Origin of the sequence: Mesorhizobium album (genome assembly GCF_033977205.1) — a bacterium.
In the GTDB taxonomy this organism is placed as follows: domain Bacteria; phylum Pseudomonadota; class Alphaproteobacteria; order Rhizobiales; family Rhizobiaceae; genus Mesorhizobium; species Mesorhizobium album.
In genome coordinates this window covers 155,935-172,125 of record NZ_JAVIIW010000003.1, presented here as the reverse complement: position 1 = coordinate 172,125, position 16,191 = coordinate 155,935, and the positions used below count along the sequence as shown (strand labels likewise).

15 protein-coding genes are annotated in these 16,191 nt (G+C 64.7%); all 15 read right to left on the bottom strand.

What is annotated here, in order from left to right; genetic code table 11:
* The 15 genes from flgK to RFN28_RS03870 all read right to left on the bottom strand — a co-directional run bounded on the left by flgK (window position 1) and on the right by RFN28_RS03870 (window position 16,160).
* Window positions 1–1,443 carry a flagellar hook-associated protein FlgK gene (gene flgK, locus RFN28_RS03940; RefSeq protein WP_320286063.1) on the bottom strand — a complete coding sequence of 481 codons (1,443 nt, stop codon included), beginning with the start codon at window positions 1,441–1,443 and terminating at the stop codon, window positions 1–3.
* A gap of 33 nt (window positions 1,444–1,476) precedes the next feature.
* Window positions 1,477–2,733, bottom strand: coding sequence for a flagellar hook protein FlgE (locus RFN28_RS03935; protein ID WP_320286062.1), 1,257 nt, complete (start codon window positions 2,731–2,733; stop codon window positions 1,477–1,479).
* A gap of 190 nt (window positions 2,734–2,923) precedes the next feature.
* Entirely contained in the window at window positions 2,924–3,592 is a 669-nt protein-coding gene (locus RFN28_RS03930) for a response regulator transcription factor (RefSeq protein WP_320286061.1), read from the bottom strand.
* 223 nt (window positions 3,593–3,815) lie between these two features.
* The gene (locus RFN28_RS03925) at window positions 3,816–4,406 is read right to left on the bottom strand and encodes a lytic transglycosylase domain-containing protein (protein WP_320286060.1); all 591 of its coding nucleotides are present in this window, start codon (window positions 4,404–4,406) and stop codon (window positions 3,816–3,818) included.
* The gene (gene fliK / locus RFN28_RS03920) at window positions 4,336–5,712 is read right to left on the bottom strand and encodes a flagellar hook-length control protein FliK (RefSeq protein ID WP_320286059.1); all 1,377 of its coding nucleotides are present in this window, start codon (window positions 5,710–5,712) and stop codon (window positions 4,336–4,338) included. The genes RFN28_RS03925 and fliK overlap by 71 nt, the downstream gene beginning before the upstream one ends.
* Window positions 5,709–7,109 carry a MotC family chemotaxis protein gene (locus tag RFN28_RS03915; RefSeq protein WP_320286058.1) on the bottom strand — a complete coding sequence of 467 codons (1,401 nt, stop codon included), beginning with the start codon at window positions 7,107–7,109 and terminating at the stop codon, window positions 5,709–5,711. Before RFN28_RS03915 ends, fliK begins: the two co-directional genes overlap by 4 nt.
* The gene (locus RFN28_RS03910; RefSeq protein ID WP_320286057.1) at window positions 7,106–8,500 is read right to left on the bottom strand and encodes a MotB family protein; all 1,395 of its coding nucleotides are present in this window, start codon (window positions 8,498–8,500) and stop codon (window positions 7,106–7,108) included. The genes RFN28_RS03915 and RFN28_RS03910 overlap by 4 nt, the downstream gene beginning before the upstream one ends.
* The gene (locus RFN28_RS03905) at window positions 8,497–9,123 is read right to left on the bottom strand and encodes a hypothetical protein (RefSeq protein ID WP_320286056.1); all 627 of its coding nucleotides are present in this window, start codon (window positions 9,121–9,123) and stop codon (window positions 8,497–8,499) included. Before RFN28_RS03905 ends, RFN28_RS03910 begins: the two co-directional genes overlap by 4 nt.
* 3 nt (window positions 9,124–9,126) lie before the next feature.
* Window positions 9,127–10,788, bottom strand: coding sequence for a flagellar basal-body MS-ring/collar protein FliF (gene fliF / locus RFN28_RS03900; RefSeq protein WP_320286055.1), 1,662 nt, complete (start codon window positions 10,786–10,788; stop codon window positions 9,127–9,129).
* Window positions 10,789–10,981: 193 nt separating this feature from the next.
* The gene (locus RFN28_RS03895) at window positions 10,982–12,052 is read right to left on the bottom strand and encodes a flagellin N-terminal helical domain-containing protein (RefSeq protein ID WP_320286054.1); all 1,071 of its coding nucleotides are present in this window, start codon (window positions 12,050–12,052) and stop codon (window positions 10,982–10,984) included.
* Window positions 12,053–12,416: 364 nt separating this feature from the next.
* Window positions 12,417–13,418 carry a flagellin N-terminal helical domain-containing protein gene (locus RFN28_RS03890; protein ID WP_320286053.1) on the bottom strand — a complete coding sequence of 334 codons (1,002 nt, stop codon included), beginning with the start codon at window positions 13,416–13,418 and terminating at the stop codon, window positions 12,417–12,419.
* Window positions 13,419–13,683: 265 nt separating this feature from the next.
* A complete protein-coding gene (gene fliP / locus RFN28_RS03885) occupies window positions 13,684–14,415 on the bottom strand; it encodes a flagellar type III secretion system pore protein FliP (RefSeq protein WP_320286052.1) in 732 nt (243 codons plus the stop codon).
* Window positions 14,412–14,909, bottom strand: a complete 498-nt coding sequence (locus RFN28_RS03880; protein ID WP_320286051.1) for a flagellar basal body-associated FliL family protein — start codon at window positions 14,907–14,909, stop codon at window positions 14,412–14,414. Before RFN28_RS03880 ends, fliP begins: the two co-directional genes overlap by 4 nt.
* A gap of 19 nt (window positions 14,910–14,928) precedes the next feature.
* Entirely contained in the window at window positions 14,929–15,633 is a 705-nt protein-coding gene (flgH, locus tag RFN28_RS03875; RefSeq protein ID WP_320286050.1) for a flagellar basal body L-ring protein FlgH, read from the bottom strand.
* The gene (locus tag RFN28_RS03870) at window positions 15,630–16,160 is read right to left on the bottom strand and encodes a MotE family protein (RefSeq protein ID WP_320286049.1); all 531 of its coding nucleotides are present in this window, start codon (window positions 16,158–16,160) and stop codon (window positions 15,630–15,632) included. Before RFN28_RS03870 ends, flgH begins: the two co-directional genes overlap by 4 nt.
* Between the last annotated feature and the right edge of the window lie 31 nt (window positions 16,161–16,191).

Sequence of the window (16,191 nt, the reverse complement as noted above, 5' to 3'; positions counted from 1 at the left end):
TTATCCCACCGCGCTCAACAGGGAATCCAGCATGTCGCTGACGGTCTTCATCATCCGCGCCGACGCCTGATAGGTGTGCTCGAGATCGAGAAGCAGGGACATTTCCTGGTCGACATTGACGCCGGTTTCGTTTGACAGCGCTTCCGCTGTGCGCGTGGCCAGCGCCTCCTTCGCCTCGGCGTTGGTCGAGGCCTGCTGGCGTACGCCTTCGAACCAGCCGATAGCATTGGCCGCATAATCAGAGACGCCGGAGCTGACGGTAATGCCGGCGGAGGTGTCGAAGGCCATCGGCTGATCGAGCCTGTTGCCGTAGGCGATCAAAAGGTCCGAGTAGGAAGCGCCGCCGCCGGTGTTGGCGACATAGGCCGCGCCGTTGGCGCCGCCGTCGCGCAGGAGCGAGGGGCTGCCGCCGGCGCTGGGATCCATGGCCGCGTTGACGCTGATCGAGCCGGCGAGGCCGTTGACCAGTGTGCCGGCAGCAGGAATGGCCGGCGCGCCGGACCAGGTGAACAGGCCCGTCGCATTGGGCTGCGACGACGAGGTCTCGGCAAATGCCGTGATCAGGCCGCGCGCGATCTCGTCGAGCTGGCTCTGCATGGTCGCGGCGACATCGTCGCGGAGCTTGAGCATGCCGGCCAGCTTGCCGTCGGCGCTTGTATTGTCGCCGGTGCCCGACGAAAGCGGCACATTGTCGATGTAGATCGTGTTGCCGGGCGTGCCGGCCGAGGGCGTGAAGGTCACCGATCGTGGCACCGTTTCGAACAGCGTCGTGCCGTCCTTGGTGGTGATGACCATGTCGTTGTCGCCGCGCGTGAAAGTCGAGACGGGGACATATTCCGCGATCTTCTTCAAAATGGCGTCGCGCTGGTCGAGCGCGTCGGACACGTCGCTGCCCGAGCGCGTGCCGGTGATGACGGCCTTGTTGGCATCCTGGAACTGGCTGAGCAGCGAGTTGAGGTCGTCGACCGCGGTCGCGATCTGGCCGTCGGTCTGGGTGCGGAAGTCCTGGATCGCCGTGGTGCCGCCGTTCAGCGAGTTCACCACCTGCTTGGCCGCATCGATGACGCTGGTGCCTAGGTTCTGGTTCGACGGCGTCGTGGCGTAGAGCTGCAGCGCCTGCTGCAGATTGGCGATCGCGGTCGATGGAGACGACGCGTTGTCGACCCCGTTGACCGAGAGGTCGAGCTGATCCATGCCGCTATAAAGCGCGCTCTGGCCGCTCCATGCCGACAGCGCGGACAGGTTCTGGCGAAACAGAAGGTCATTCGCGGCGCGCTGTATTTCCACCGATCGCGCGCCGGGCGTCGTGCTGGTGACGACGGCGACGCGTCGGGCGTAATCCGTGTTGGAGGCGTCGGCCACATTGCGCGACACGACGCTGGTTTGCTTGGATGTGGCCAGAAGCGCCGACTGGGCGATGCTTAATGCGGTGGAAAGCGACATGCGGGGTCTTTCACGGGCTGGCGCCCGATGGGGTTATCTCTTCAGATTGACCAGGACATCCATGAGGTCGGAACCGGTCTGGAAGACCTTCGAATTGGCGGTGTAGCTGCGCTGCGCCGCGATCATGTTGGTCAGTTCCTCGGCGATATCGACGTTGGAATTCTCGAGCGCGCCGGAGACGACCGAACCAAGTTTCCCTTCGTTGGCAAAGCCAATGCGAACGGCGCCGGAGTCGGCGCTCTGGACATAGACGTTGCCCGGCATCGCAGTGAGGTTATCGGGGCTCTGAACGTCGGCCAGCGGTATCTTGTAGAGCGGCTTGGTGGTGCCGTCCTGGTATTGCGCGTAGATGACGCCATCCTGGCTGATCTGGATCTTCTCGATCGTGCTCGGCGCATTGCCGTTGACCTTGGCGTCCGAGACCGTGAAGCCGGTGCCGAGCTGCGTCAGCTTGGAAAGATCGAGGTTGAGAGTCGAACCGTTCGGCACCGTGAAGGAGATGCCTGTGGTCGCGCCGGAGAGCTTGCCGGTGGTGGTGTCGAAGGTGAGATTGGCGCTGCCCAGCGCGCCGCCGGTATAGGGAAAGGACGTGCCTGGAGTCGCCTTCGACTGGTCGAAGACCGAGACCTCCCAGGTGCCTGAGCCGGTGTTGGTGAAATAGACGTCGAGCAGCACCTTGTTGCCGAGATTGTCGTAGGCGACCAGTGAGGATTTCGACGTGTACTGCGCCGAAGCGCTGTTGGTGGAGGGCAGGCTGCTGGCTGCGACCGGAGTGGCGCCTGCCGGCAGGTTGCCGGTGAAGCTTCCTTCGGTGCTGGGCGTTGCTGTCATCTCCTGGTCGGAGATCTGCACCGGCACCAGGCCCTCGAAGCCGTTGGCGGTCGCGGCCGGATCGCCATTGGCGTAGCTGTAGGCCATGAGCTGGTAGCCCGCGGCATTGACCAGACGCCCTTGAGCATCCGGAACGAAGGCGCCGGCGCGGGTCAGATAGGGTGTGCCGCTCGGATCCTGCACGACGAAGAAGCCGTCGCCGTTGACGGCAAGGTCGGACACTGAAGTCGTGTACTGCAGGACGCCTTGCGAGCTGATGGCGGAGCGGATCGCTGTCGTGACCCCGCCCGAATTGTAGGCGCCGCCGGCGCTGGGCATGATCAGCGTCGAGAATTCGGCGGAGGAGCGCTTGTAGCCGGTGGTGTCGGAGTTGGCGATGTTGTCGGCCACCGTGGATAAGCGGTTGGCCTGCGCGTTCATACCGGAAACGCCGGTCCGCATCATTCCGTAGAGGCTCATAAAAACATCTCCTCGATGCCTGAAGCGCGTCGCGGCGAAACGGATTGAAGGCGACGCGCTTCAGGTCTTTGTTTCGATGCATGTCCCAACACCACTGCGCACTTTTGGGCGGCATGCATTGGGTCAGAGGCCGTAAGGGTATGCCTCCTGTCTTGTGCGAGGCTGGCGCGGGCAACGCCGGCGGCGGCCATCAGAACACCAGCCGGTAGCCGAGGAACCGCTTGGAATCGATCGGGTCGTGGCCGAGCCTCTCGCGCAGCTTCTTGCGCAGCTTCGAGATGTGGCTTTCGACCACGTTTTCCTCGACCTCTTCGTCGAAGATGCCGTAGATGGCGTTGAAGACCTGCGTCTTGGTCACGCGCCGGCCGCGATTGCTGGCCAGGTATTCGAGGATGCGCCGCTCGCGGCGCGGCAGCGGCAGCGGCTCGCCATCGATCTCCGGATCGCGTCCGTCCATGAAGATGCGCATCGAGCCGACCTCGGTGTAGGCGGCCTCTTCGTGGGCGCGGCGGCGAATGGCAGTGATGCGGGCGAGAATCTCGCGGATGTGGACGGGCTTGCGGACGACATCGTCGACGCCGCTCTCGAAGAGCCGCAGCGTGTGTTCCAGCGAATGCTGCTCGCTGAGCGCGATGACCGGCGCGCCTGTGCGGTCGCGGATCTGGCGCGGCGAGATGGCGCCCTCGCGGCAGTCGCCGATGAGGAAGGCCCTGACGGATCTGAGATCGGTGTCGGCGGCGGAGCTTACCCACTCGCCGAACTCGTTCGGCGCGAAGCCCGCGGTGGCAACGCCTTCGCGATCGAAAAGTGAGCTATAACCCTCAGTTACGAGCTCGCGCTCATCAACGATCACGATCATCGGACCACCCCTCCGAATCAGCTCATCTGCCCCGTGCCGAAAGGCGTACCCGTTGCCTTGAATCCTGAAAAACCGTCATTTCTTGTAGCTATTTTCTTGGGAGTTTTTTGGCGCCCGTAATAAAGGCGGTCGCAAAGGCGCGTTCGCGGCGGCGGATTGGAGACGATACTGCAGCCGCTCGGCGCCTCGAAGGCGACCTGCCCACGAGTCACTGGCGTAACAACTATTGCTTGCAGAATGCGCTGGCGTTCGGCGTCCATTTGCCGAAACCGGTGGCGACCATATTGGCGATGACGCGGCAGACATAGATCTTCTGCGCCGGGTCGTTGTCGGGGCCGGCGTGATAGCGCGCGACGGCCATCGACCAGGTCATATGGCGGGCATGGAGGCTCGCCAGGAAGCGCGCCGCGTAGTCGACATTCTGGTGCGGGTCGAGCATGTCCTCGACGCTGCGGAAATGATCGCCGTGATAGCGGTGGTTGATCTGCATGCAGCCGAGGTCGATCAGCGTCTTGCCCTCGCGGCGGGCATTCTCGAATGCCGCCAGCGCCTCGCCGCGGCTCTGCGGGAAGACTGCTTTTCCTTCTATATTCAACGCGTTGGGCTGGAGGCTGCCTTTCTTTCCCGTCTCGGTCAGGCCGACCGCATAAAGGATGCCCGCCGGCACGCCGTAGCGATCGGCGGCACGCAGGATCTCCGGCTCGCAGGGATTGGCGGCTGCTTTGGCTGCGCCGGCGGTCAGGCTAGATATACATATCGTCGCCAGCGCGCTCGCGAAGAGGCGAAGCAGCGCGGCCGAATTCCTGTGCGCCATTGCCGTCGTTCCTTCCCGGTTGCCGATCGCCGCCGGCGCTGTTGCCGCCCGAATTCCCCGGCTGGAACGAAGGCTGGTCGCGGCCCGCCGACATCGGCAGGGCGCTGTTTGCGTCGGCGCGCGCGGCCGAATGAACTGCTATCGAGGGTTGCAGGATGGTGACCTGATCGACCGCGAAACCAAGATCGCGCATGGACTTGACGATCGCGTCGCTGTCGGCGGACAGACGACGGTACGCCTCATGCGTCTCCGGCTTCATCTCAATCGAGAGCTGCTCTCCCGAAAGCCGCAGGCTGGCGGTGACCATGCCGAGTTCCGAAGGGTGCAGCTCGATCTTCAGGACATGTGTCGGAACGGCAACAGAATTCGCCGTTTGCGAGGCGATCGAGGCGCTGGAAAAGGCCTGCTGGACGCCATTGTCCGAGGCGATCGCCTCAACGAGCGCCGATGCCGTCTGGCTTATCGGATTTTGTGCCGGCGCCGGGAAGCTCTGCTGACCGACGATGTCCATGCGCCCGGCGGCGGAGGATGGCTTGGCCTGATTGATCGACGCGACGGATTGCGCCGTCTGCGCGGTCTTCTGGGCGGCTGCCGGCCGCCAGCCTTGCGGGGCTGCGGCGCTGGTCTCGGTTTCTTGCGTTCCAGGCAGGATGTCATCTTTGCGGACCAATGCGTCCGCGGCCGGACTGACGCTGGTTGGTTTCTGTCCGAAGTCGGGTCCGGATTTCTCGGCCGCCGTCGACGCGCGGCCGGGGCGCGGCAACGGCGCGGGCGCCTCGGCGTTGTCGGCCGGTGCGCGTCTGCCCTGGCGGATCGCTGGCTGCGCAGATGCGGACCGGTCGACGGAGGACGGGATCTCTGCCTCTCCCTCCGCGGATGCGCCGCGATCGACGTTCGGCGACGCAGTGAAATGGCGGATGTCGCTCAGCGCCATCAGCAAGGGCAGGCGATCCTGAAACGGAGCGGCGTTGGACGATCGCGCCTCGGCGCCGGCGTCGTCGGCGACCTCATTATCGGCATCGGCGTTGTTCCTCGTGGCTTTTCCAGCCGCCGGCTTTTGCGAAGCGGTCTTGTTCTGTCCATCCTGGTCGGGCTGCGCCCTGGCCGGGTCGGCGAAAACGCGCCTCGCCGGATGCGCGTCCGAGGACAATGGCTCGGCCGACTGTTTGCCGTGCTGAGCCGGCTTGTCGGTGCCATGCACCATCTTGCCGAAATCCGAACCTTGCTCCTTCCCATCAGCGGTATTCTGCCGCGACTGGGCGTGGACGGAGCCTGGTACCGTCAAGGTCTGGCTGACACTGGTCATTTGGGAGCGGCTCCGAGCAATTGGTCAATCTGGTCGAGCTGACGACGCGCGTTGAGCATCGCGGCGTCGGTGGGATCGTGCGGATCAAGTCCCGAATTGGCCGCAGGCCCCGACGCAGGCAACACAGGCGGCATTTCGGCTTGCGCCGGCGCCGCCGCGGGCGACGCGTCCGCGGACTGAGCCGTCGCTGGCGGGGCCGGCGGCGCCGGAGCCGCGGCCGCAACGGCCGGCTGCTCGGTCATCGCGCCTTCCACCGGCGGCAAGGCTTCGGCGTCGGCCTGGTTAGCAGCCTCGGCTTCGGCCGCGGGTTTCGTCGCATCGCTCTTCGCAGGATTGTCCTTGATGGCCGCCGGGACAGGAGCGACGACCTCGCCGGCAACGGCCTGCGCCGCATCGAGCAAGGCGCGGTCGCTCTCCGAAAGCTTGCCGCGATCGATCTTGCCGAGCCTGGCGCGCACATTGTCGATCGTGGCCGATGTCACCGTGGAAAGGCTCGAATAAAGCACGGTGCGCGGGTCGTCCTGATTGCCCTGGCCGTTGCGACCCTGCTCGGCCCGGGCCGAGGCGAAGGCGGAAAGGTCGGCCAGCCCGTCGATGGCGGCGCGGCGGGCAATGCGCAGGTAGATCACCTTTTCGCGCTCGGGGTCCATCATCGAGGTGATGTCGGCGAGCTTGTCCTGGCTGATCGACATGTGGAGTTGAATGACGCCGGAGACGAAGGAATCGGCGAACTGGCTGGCATAGGGGGAGTAGAGATAGCTCGCGACATACTGGGTCGAGGCGAGCGCGAAGCGGGCGGCGTCACCCTGTGCCGCGGCGAGGCCGACCGAGCGGCGCAACGCCGCTTCCTCGACCAGCGTGCCGGGGCTGAGCAGGCGGGCCTCGTCCAGCAAGGTGAGCGCCGCGGCGGGCTCGTCGGTCGCAAGCAGCGACCCTTTGACCAGCGCCAGGAAGGCGCCGAGGTCGGGCGGCACGCTCATCGGATCGATCGGCTTCAGGATTTCGATTGCGGCGGCCGGCCGCCCGTTCAGGTAGGCGACGACACCCTTGGCGATGGCAAGGCTCTGCGGGTCGGTCGTCGCACGCGAAGCCGCCGCCTCGACCGTGACCGGATTGCCGCCGCTCATGCCGTAGACGAGAAGCGCACGAAAGTTCTTCGGATCCTTGAAATCCTCGGCATCGGCGGTGCGAAGCCTGGCATCGGTCATTTCGAGAAGCTTGGCCTGCATCGGCAGCGCAGCATGGTCGCCGCCGGCGATGCGGTCCTGGATCAGCTGCAGCGAGCGCACCAGCTGATAAGGCTGCAAGCCATCATCCTGTGCGAAAGCCGCAGCCGGTGATCCTGCAGCGAGCAGCAGCAGCCCGACGGCGCGGCCGATGACGGTCCTGCCTCTCATCCGCCGGTCGCCATCAGGATCTCGATGCGACGGTTCGCGGCCGCCAGCGGATCGGACGGGATCTTGGGCTGGCGGTCCGCGAAGCCGGCGACCTCGGTGATGCGGCGTTCCTCGACGCCGCCGCGCACGAGCATGTAGTAGGCGGAATGGGCGCGGGCGGTGGACAGCCGCCAGTTGTCGTAGGTATCGCTGCGGAACGGCCGCGCGTCGGTATGGCCGCTGATGGTGATCGGGCCCTTCTTCTCGTTGACGATGTGGCCGATCTTCTCCATCGCCAGCACCAATTCGCGGCGCGGCACGGCCGAGCCGATCTCGAACATACCGAAGTCGAGCTGGTCGGTGATCGAGATAACGACGCCCTTGTCGGTGGCCTCGACGGAGACGCCCTGCGCCAGCTTTTCACCCGGCGCGAAGGCCTTGGCCAGTTCCTGCTTGATCTCTGCCGCGGCCTTGAGCGCGGCCCTGCTCGGGGCTTTCTCGCCTTTGTCGGACGCTTGCGTCGCCTCGGCCTTTGCCTCTTCGGCCTTCGCGGCTTCGGCTGCCTTGACCGCTTCCGCCTCGGCCTTTTCGCCTTGAGCTTTCTCGCCCTTGATCTCCTTGACCGCAGGCTTCTCGGCTTCGGCCGCAGCCGTCGTGGTCTCGGGTTTTTCGGGCGCGGCCAACGGCTCGAGCGGAGCATCCAGCTGCGGCGCGGGCGGAACGGCCTTGACCTTCGGCACTTCGGTTTCGGCGACCTTTTCGCCGGGCTTGGCCGGGTCGCCTTCGATCTTGCTCCGTTCAGCACTTGCTTCGGCGCCAGGCGTCGCCACCTGCTGCGACCAGAAATCCGGCGCGAAAGGATCGCGATAGGATTCGCCGCCGGAAGCGCCGGTCGCCGGACCGGCGTTCTGCGCCCCGCCTTCGCCCTTGGCGCTGACATTCTGCATCACGCCGGTGTCGGTGGCGATCTCAGACAGCACGGCATAGGGATCGGCAAACAGATGCTCGTCGGATAGGTCGGATGACTTCTGCGACGCTTCCTTGGTCTGTCGCCTGTCGGAAGAGCCGGCACCGCCCTTGCCGTTCTCGCCGGCCTTGCTTGCGCCGTCCTGCGGGTTGTCGGCGGTGAGGCCAACCTTGCTCGGACCGTCGCCGAGATCTTCGAGGCCTTTGCGGCTGGAGTTGCGGTCGATCAGCTCGACCGGATTGAAGTAGCTGGCGACCGCCGCCTTGGTCTGCTCGTTGGCGGCGTTGATCAGCCACATGACGAGGAAGAAGCACATCATCGCGGTCATGAAATCGGCGAAGGCGATCTTCCAGACGCCGCCATGATGGCCGTCGTCGTGGCCGTCGTGGTTGCGCTTGACGATGATGATCTCGTGGGCGGCTTCGCCGTGGCCGACATCGCTCATGACAGGACCTCGGACAGGGAAGCCGACCACTCGGCGATGCGCGTCTCGAACACGGTTTCGTCGATGATCACGGTCAGGTCGAAGCCTGGGGCTTCGGTAAAATCGAGATTGGCCGCGCGGAGCCCAAGCGCCGCCTTCAGCGGCTCGAACAGCGACAGCGGCCCGCGCACGCCGATGCGCACGGCCTCACTGTCGCCAATCGCGGCGCTGATGGCGCAGGCAAGAGCTTCGAGCGAGCGCTTTTGCAGATCGTCGCTAACGATGCCGCCGATGATGCGGGCGACGGCGGCGGCGGTGAGCTCGGCAACACGCGCCTCCATGGCATCGATGCGCGTCGTGATCGCCGCGCCGAGATCGCCGCCGAAGCTTTCGAGGAACGCATTCGCCGCATCGTCATTGGCCCGGCGTTCGGCCTCGAGCGCCGCCTGATGGGCGGCCGCGAGGCGGGCCTCGAGCGCTGCTTCCGCATCGGCCACGGCCTCGGCGATCAGTGCGCCGATGTCGGCCTGCGGCGGGGCCGTATCCGGTGTGCGCTCGTTGTCAGGTGCTGCCGGCGCCTGGCTGGGTTTCGAGGCGCGGGATCCGAAATCGGGCAGGAGGTCGAAGAGGGCTGCCGAAGCCATGGCTTAACCCGCTGCTTCCGGGGCGGCCGCCCATTTGCGCAGGATCTGGGCAGTGCGTTCTTCATTGAGGTCGACCATGCGGGCCAGCCGTTCCTGCGGCGCCGGCCGGATCTTCTGGCGCAGATCGTCGAGCGGGGTGGAGCCGGGGCGGGCGCCCGGCAAGGCGCCGGCCGGTGTGTCGGAAGCGATCGCGGCCACCGGTGCGTCAGGCGTCGGCAGCGAGCGCTGGACATCGTCGAAGCTCGGGCCGGCGATGGCTGCGGGCTTCGCCGATGATGCCGTCAGCGCCGTCGCCATCGGCCACAAGCCGAAGAAGGCGACCAGGAACACGACGACGATGAAGGCACCGGCATTGATGAGCGTGCCGGCATGCGTGCCGATCGAGGCGAGCATGCCCGGCTGATCGACCGGCTCGCCGTCCAGCCCGTCGATGAACTCGACCGACGAGACGTCGATGACATCGCCGCGCTTCTCATCGAAGCCGGTGGCGGAGGCCACCATCTTCTGGATATCGGCGACGCGCTTGGCGATCTGCTCGGGGGTGGCGTCCTTGCCGAGAATGGTCTTGAGCCGATCCTGGTTGACGACGACGGCAATCGACATCTTGGTCACCGAATAGCCATTGGAGACGGTGGCGATCTTCTTGGAGTTGATCTCGTAATTGGTGATTTCTTCCTTGCGGTCGTTCTGCGAGGAGGACTGCGGTCCCTCGGTGGCGGTCGTCTGCGTCTCGGGAAGGTTCTGCTCGACGCTGGTCGGGGTCGAGGCCTGTTTCTGGTTGCTGGCCTCGTTGGTGCGCACCGACTGCACTGAGCGCTCGACGCGGGATTCCGGATCGAAGATCGTCTCCTCGGTCTGGCGGGTGTCGGTGTTGACATCGGCCTTGACGCTGGCGCGGAAATTGTCGGGACCGAGATAGGGGGTGAGCGCGCGGCGGATGTTGTCGCCGATCTGCGCCTCGACCGTCTGCTCGACGCCGAGCGTGCGGGCAGCGCTGGTATTGGAGGGATCGTCACCGGCGGCGAGCAGGTTGCCGTTGGAATCGAGCACTGTGACCTTATCGGCCGAAAGGCCGGGAACGGCGGCGGCGACCAGGTGGCGGATCGACTGCGCGCTCTTCTCGGCATCGGCGCCGGCGTAGCGGATGACCACCGAAGCCGAAGGCTGCTGCTCGTCGCGGCGGAAATTGGCGCGCTCGGACATGACGATGTGGACGCGCGCCGCCTTGACGCCGGCGATCGACTGGATGGTGCGCGCGATCTCGCCTTCCAGCGCGCGCACGCGGGTGATCTGCTGCATGAACGATGTCAGGCCAAGCGAGCCGACATTGTCGAACAGCTCGTAGCCGGCGTTGGCGCTGGTCGGCAGGCCCTTTTCAGCAAGCAGCATGCGCGCCTGCGCGGTGGTACCGGCCGGCACTAGCACGGATGTTCCGTCGGCGCCGACATCGAAGCCGATGCCGGCCTCGCCCAACACCAGGCCAATCTGATTCACATCGTTGCGGTCGAGCCCGACATAGAGCGTCTCGTAGGCCGGACGGTTGAGGTAGACCGAGGCGACGCCGATGACGGCCATGACCAGCGCGGCGATGCCGCCCATGAGAGCGAGACGCCTGACGCCGAATCCGCGAAGGTTCGCGATGAGGCTCTGGATCTGTTCCGGCACGATTCAACCGCTCCCAGCATGACTGTCCGCCGGAAGACTAGACCGCGAAGCTTGTGCGAGGATGATAGGGCAGCCGTCGAAATGCCGGCTAGGCCGCAACCTCAAGGACCTTACCTCGAACTACAAAGGCCGCGCCTCAGGCGCGGCCTTTGTATCGATCAGGAAGATCAGGGCGTCGGGAGGATCAAGCGGCTTAGCCGTTCTTGAACAGCGACAGGATCGACTGCGAGGAGCTGTTGGCGATCGAGAGCGACTGGATGCCGAGCTGCTGCTGCACCTGCAGGGCCTGGAGGCGGGTCGATTCCTTGTTCATGTCGGCATCGACGAGCTGGCCGACGCCGCGGTCGATAGAGTCCATCAGGCTCTGCGTGAAGGTCTTCTGCAGATCGATGCTGCTCTTGGCCGCGCCGAGGATGGTGGCGGAGTCGGTGAGCTGACTCATGACGTTGTCGATCTTGGTGATCATCTGCGTGATGATGTCGTCGGTCACGCCCGCCGCCGTGATGTCGAGATTGTAGGCGGAGACGTTGTCGATCTTGGTGGGCGTGCCGGATACAGCGGACTGGCCCGCGGTATTGGCGGCGATGTCGGTGGCGCCGCCGGCGATCGCGGCGGCATAGGCGGCGTCGTACGCGGATTGGTCCGCAGCCGTGGAGTAGATCGAGGTCTGGCGGTCGAGAATGCCGTAGTTCTTGACGTCGGTGGCGAGACCGGAATCGAACAGCTTGGTGCTCTCGACATCGATGTCGATGGTTCCGAGCGAGATGGCGCCGGATGAGGAGCGGTTGAACGAGGAGACGATCTTGGCGTCGGGCTGGACGCCGTCATTGGCGGCGGCGACCTGCTTGGATGTCACCGAAAGGAAATTCGAGCCGGAGAAGGTGGCGGCATCGGCAAAGGACTTCATCTGTGCCTGAAGCGCGGTGATTTCGGTCTGCGTCTTTGCCTTGTTGGCGTCCGACTGGCCGACGCTTGCAAGCAGCTTGGTCTTGATCTGACCGATCGTCGAAAGGACGTTGTTCATGCCGGTGTAGGCAGTGTCGACCTTCGAGGCGCCGAGGCCGAGCGCGTCCTGCACCGTCGAGAGCGCCGCGTTGTCGGAGCGCATCGTGGTGGCGATCGACCAATAGGCGGCATTGTCGGAGGCTTCGGAGACCCTGTAGCCGGTCGAGATCCGGGCCTGGGTCTGTTCGAGCGATTTGTTGGTGGCGTTGAGGCTTTGAAGTGCAGTCAACGCCGCAGCGTTCGTCATGATGCTCGCCAAGAAACTCGCTCCTTCTCTAAAGCCGGCATGCCACACCGGCCGTATCGGCCTGCCCATCGGCTGCGATCGCGCCGGTCGGGCCGATTCGACAACCTGTCGTAAGCTAACGGTTAGCCATAACTAGCTCGATATGGTTAACGCGTTGTTAAAAGTCAGCTTTTGAGAGGTTAAGGAACGAGGGTTGCGCGAGCCTTGAGCGCGTCGTGTCGAAATGGATTCAGGCGACGCGCTTCAAGTTTTCGTTTTGATGCATGTGGCTGCTCCAAAACCGCTGCGCACACTTGGGCAACATGCATCAGCAAACGCAAATCGGGCCGCGCTTTTGGCGCGGCCCGATCGTGTTGCCTGGGCGGTTCTAGCGCGATCAGCCGCGGAAGAGCGACAGGATCGACTGCGAGGAGCTGTTGGCGATCGACAGCGCCTGGACGCCGAGCTGCTGCTGAACCTGCAGGGCCTGGAGGCGGGTCGATTCCTTGTTCATGTCGGCATCGACGAGCTGGCCGACGCCGCGGTCGATGGAGTCCATCAGGCTCTGCGTGAAGGTCTTCTGCAGGTCGATCGAGCTCTTGGCGGCGCCGAGCTTGGTGGCGGCGGTCGTCATGGCCTTGAGCGCGGTGTCGACGACATTCATCATCTCCGCGATCTGGCTGTCGCTGGCCCCCTTGCTCGTTGCCGAGTCAAAGATCTTCAGGCTGGCGACCGAGTAGGTGTCGGTGCCCGCTACCGCAGCATTGCCCAGGGTCGGGTTCGAGGCCGTGGCGGTGATGGCACCGGTCGAGCCGACGCGGTCGGCGTCGAGGATACCCTTCACTGTTCCCGCCGTGGTGCCGGCTTCATAGAGCTTGATGCTTTCGACGTTGACGTCGATCGTCGAGATCGAAACCGCGCCGGCGGCGCTGCGGTTGAAGGCCGAAACGATCTTCACGTCGGCAGCGGCGGTGGCCGTGCCGCTGTTCACCGACAGCATGTTGGTGCCGGAGAAGGTGGCGCCGTCGGCGTAAGCCTTCAACTGATCCTGAAGCGCCTTGATTTCGGTCTGGGTCTTCTCCTTGGAGGCATCCGTCTGGCCGTAGGATGCGGTCAGCTTCTGCTGGATCTGGTTGATGGTGGTAATCGCGCTGCTCATGCCGGTATAGGCGGTGTCGACCTTCGAGGCGCCGAGGCCGAGCGCGTCCGAAACGGTGGACATCGCCTGGTTGTCGGAGCGCATCGTGGTGGCGATCGACCAGTAGGCGGCGTTGTCCGAAGCCTGCGAGACGCGATAACCCGTCGAGATGCGGGCCTGGGTGGTGTCGAGGTTCTTCTGGGTGGCGTTCAAGCTCTGCAGCGCGGTCAGCGCCGAGGCATTGGTCATGATACTGGCCATGATACTCGTACCTTGATTTTACACGGATTTTTTTGACATACCGGTATGTCCGGTATGACGGTGCGGCATCATGCCCATGACCGTTGCGACCGGTCACCCGCCATCTGCGAGCGACTATGGCGGCAAGTCCCTACCAAAGGACTAAATCGGACAGTTAATCGAAAATAATTCGCGGAAATTCACGCCGGCTTCCGCAGCCCAAACCTCCAGCACCCAAGCCGTCAGCCCAATGAGCGCCGTCTTGGGAACTTCCCGGCAGGGCCGGTCAGGTAAAGGACCTCACCAGGCTGCCGACCAGAAGGTTCCAGCCGTCGATCAGCACGAAAAACATGATTTTGAACGGCAGGGAGACCACCGTCGGCGGCAGCATCATCATGCCCATGGCCATGGTGACGGTGGCGACGATGAGATCGATGACGAGGAATGGCAGCACGATCAGGAAGCCGATCTCGAAGCCGCGCCTGATCTCGGAGATCATGAAGGCCGGCACCAGGATGCGCAGGTCGACGGTGTCGCGCGAGACGGTCTGCCCGCGCTCGCGAGCGAGATCGGCGAAGAGGTCGAAATCCTTGTCGCGCACATTGTGCAGCATGAAGGTGCGGAACGGATCCGAGATCTTGTCGAAGGCTTCGGCCTGGGTGATCTGGTTGTCCATCAACGGCTTGACGCCTGTGTTCCAGGCCTGGTCGAAGGTCGGGGCCATGACATAGAAGGTCATGAACAGCGACAGCGAGATAAGGATCAGATTGGCGGGCGTCGACTGCAGGCCGATGCCGGCGCGCAGGATCGAGAAGGCAATGACGAAACGGGTGAAGCTGGTCACCATGATCAGCAGGCCCGGCGCCACCGAAAGCACGGTAAGCAGGCCGAACATCTGGATGAGGTAGCCGACCGTGGTACCGTCGGCCTTGCCGATGCCGCCGAGATCGAGTTGCTGGGCCGCGGCGACAGAGGTGGTGACGACGATGAGCGCGGTGGCGATAAGCAATTTTCTCATTCGAGCAGCATCGTCCTGATGAGTACCTGTTTGGCATGGCCGCCGCTGCGCAGCGCTGCCCGCTCGTCGAGATCGGCCTTTAGGTGCTGGTAACCGCTGGCGCCCTCGATCTGGTGCATCTTCAGCGTGCGCACGAATGCGAGCAGATCCTGGTGGATCTGCTCGGTCATCTCCGGCGGTTGCGGCGCGTCGTAGAGCACCGATGCCTCCAGCCTGATCCAGACCTCGCTCGGCGAAGCGATGTTGGTGGTGATCGGCGCCAGCTGAACCAGCGTCGGTCCGGCAGCGCCAGGTTTACCGGCGTCGGCCGGCTTCTCGGGTGTGCCGGCGTTCTCAGGTGCGGCAGGCACCGGCGCCGGGGCCTCTCCCTGCTTGAGATAACCGCCCGAGACCCAGCCCAAGCCGATGGCCGCGCCCGTCATGACCAGCAGCATGGCGAGCTGGACCACCAGCGATGGTCCTTTCTTGGGCTGCGCCTGCTCGACATTTGCCATGGACAGCGACCTCCCCGGCCTAGAAAGGAAGAACCTGGTCGAGGATCTGCTGACCGTAGGCCGGCTGCTGGACCTCCATCACACGGCCGCGGCCGCCATAGGAGATGCGTGCCTCGGCGATGCGCTCGTAGGGGATCGTATTTTCCGCGCCGATGTCGGAGGGACGCACCATGCCGGCGATGGTGAGGACCCGAAGCTCGTAGTTGACGCGCACCTCCTGCGAGCCCCTGATCATCAGATTGCCGTTGGGCAGCACTTCGGTGACGACGGCTGCGACATTGAGCTCGAGGTTCTCCGAGCGCTTGATCTCGCCGTCGGCGTTGGTCTCGGTGCTGGAGCTTAAGCCCGCATCGCCCTTGCCGCTGGTGCTCTTGCCGTCCCATCCAAGAGTGACGTCATAGCCGAGCTTCCGCGCCGCTGTACGGCTGCGGTCGTTCTGGTTCTTGAAATTGGCCTTGTCGTTGAGCTTGATGTTGACGGTCAGGATGTCGCCTTCCCGCAGCGCCCGCGGATCGGTGAAGAGCCTGCTCTGCCGGTCGTCCCACAGCGAGAATTTCTTCACCGGCGTCGCCGGCGGTTCGGGATAGGAGTAGGGAGCCGCGCCGCCATTGCCGATGCCGGAGCCGACGGGCGACAATGCCGGCTCCCGGCCGACCTCCTTGAGGTCGGTGCCGCAGCCGGACAGCGCCGCAACCGCTACAAGAACGAGCAACTTCAACTTCATGACGGATCAACCCTTCGCGCCGCGCTGGCCATGATGCCGGTGAGCGTCGCCGCCGCCTTCTGGTCCATTTCGTTGAGGATGACGCCGGCCTTGCGCGAATCGAGCTTCATCAGGATGGCGGCCGCGAGCTCGGCATTGACCATCGCCAGCCGCTCGGCCGCGGCGTCGGGCTTCATGCCGGCATAGATCTTGACCACGCTGTCCTCGGCGCGCGCCAGGAACACTTCGCGGCGCTTCAGCCATTCCTCGTATTCGGTGCGCTTTGCCTCCAGCGCCTTCATGCGCTCGTCGATACCGGCCTGCAGCTGCTTCAACTCCTCGGCTTGCAGGGCGTAGCGGCGGTCGCGCGCGGCATCGGCGATGTTGGAGCAGAAGCGCTGGATCTCGCTTTCGTCCGGCGCCTTCACGCGCGCGAGCTGGGTCGGCTGGGCCGGCGCCTGTCCGCCGGGCAGCACCTGGCGCACTTCGTCCGCGCGGGCGGTGCCGCCCAGCAGTGCAACGATCGCGGCAGCTGCGAGCAGGCTCATTCCAGGATGCGGTCTTGAAGAGAGGAGCTCG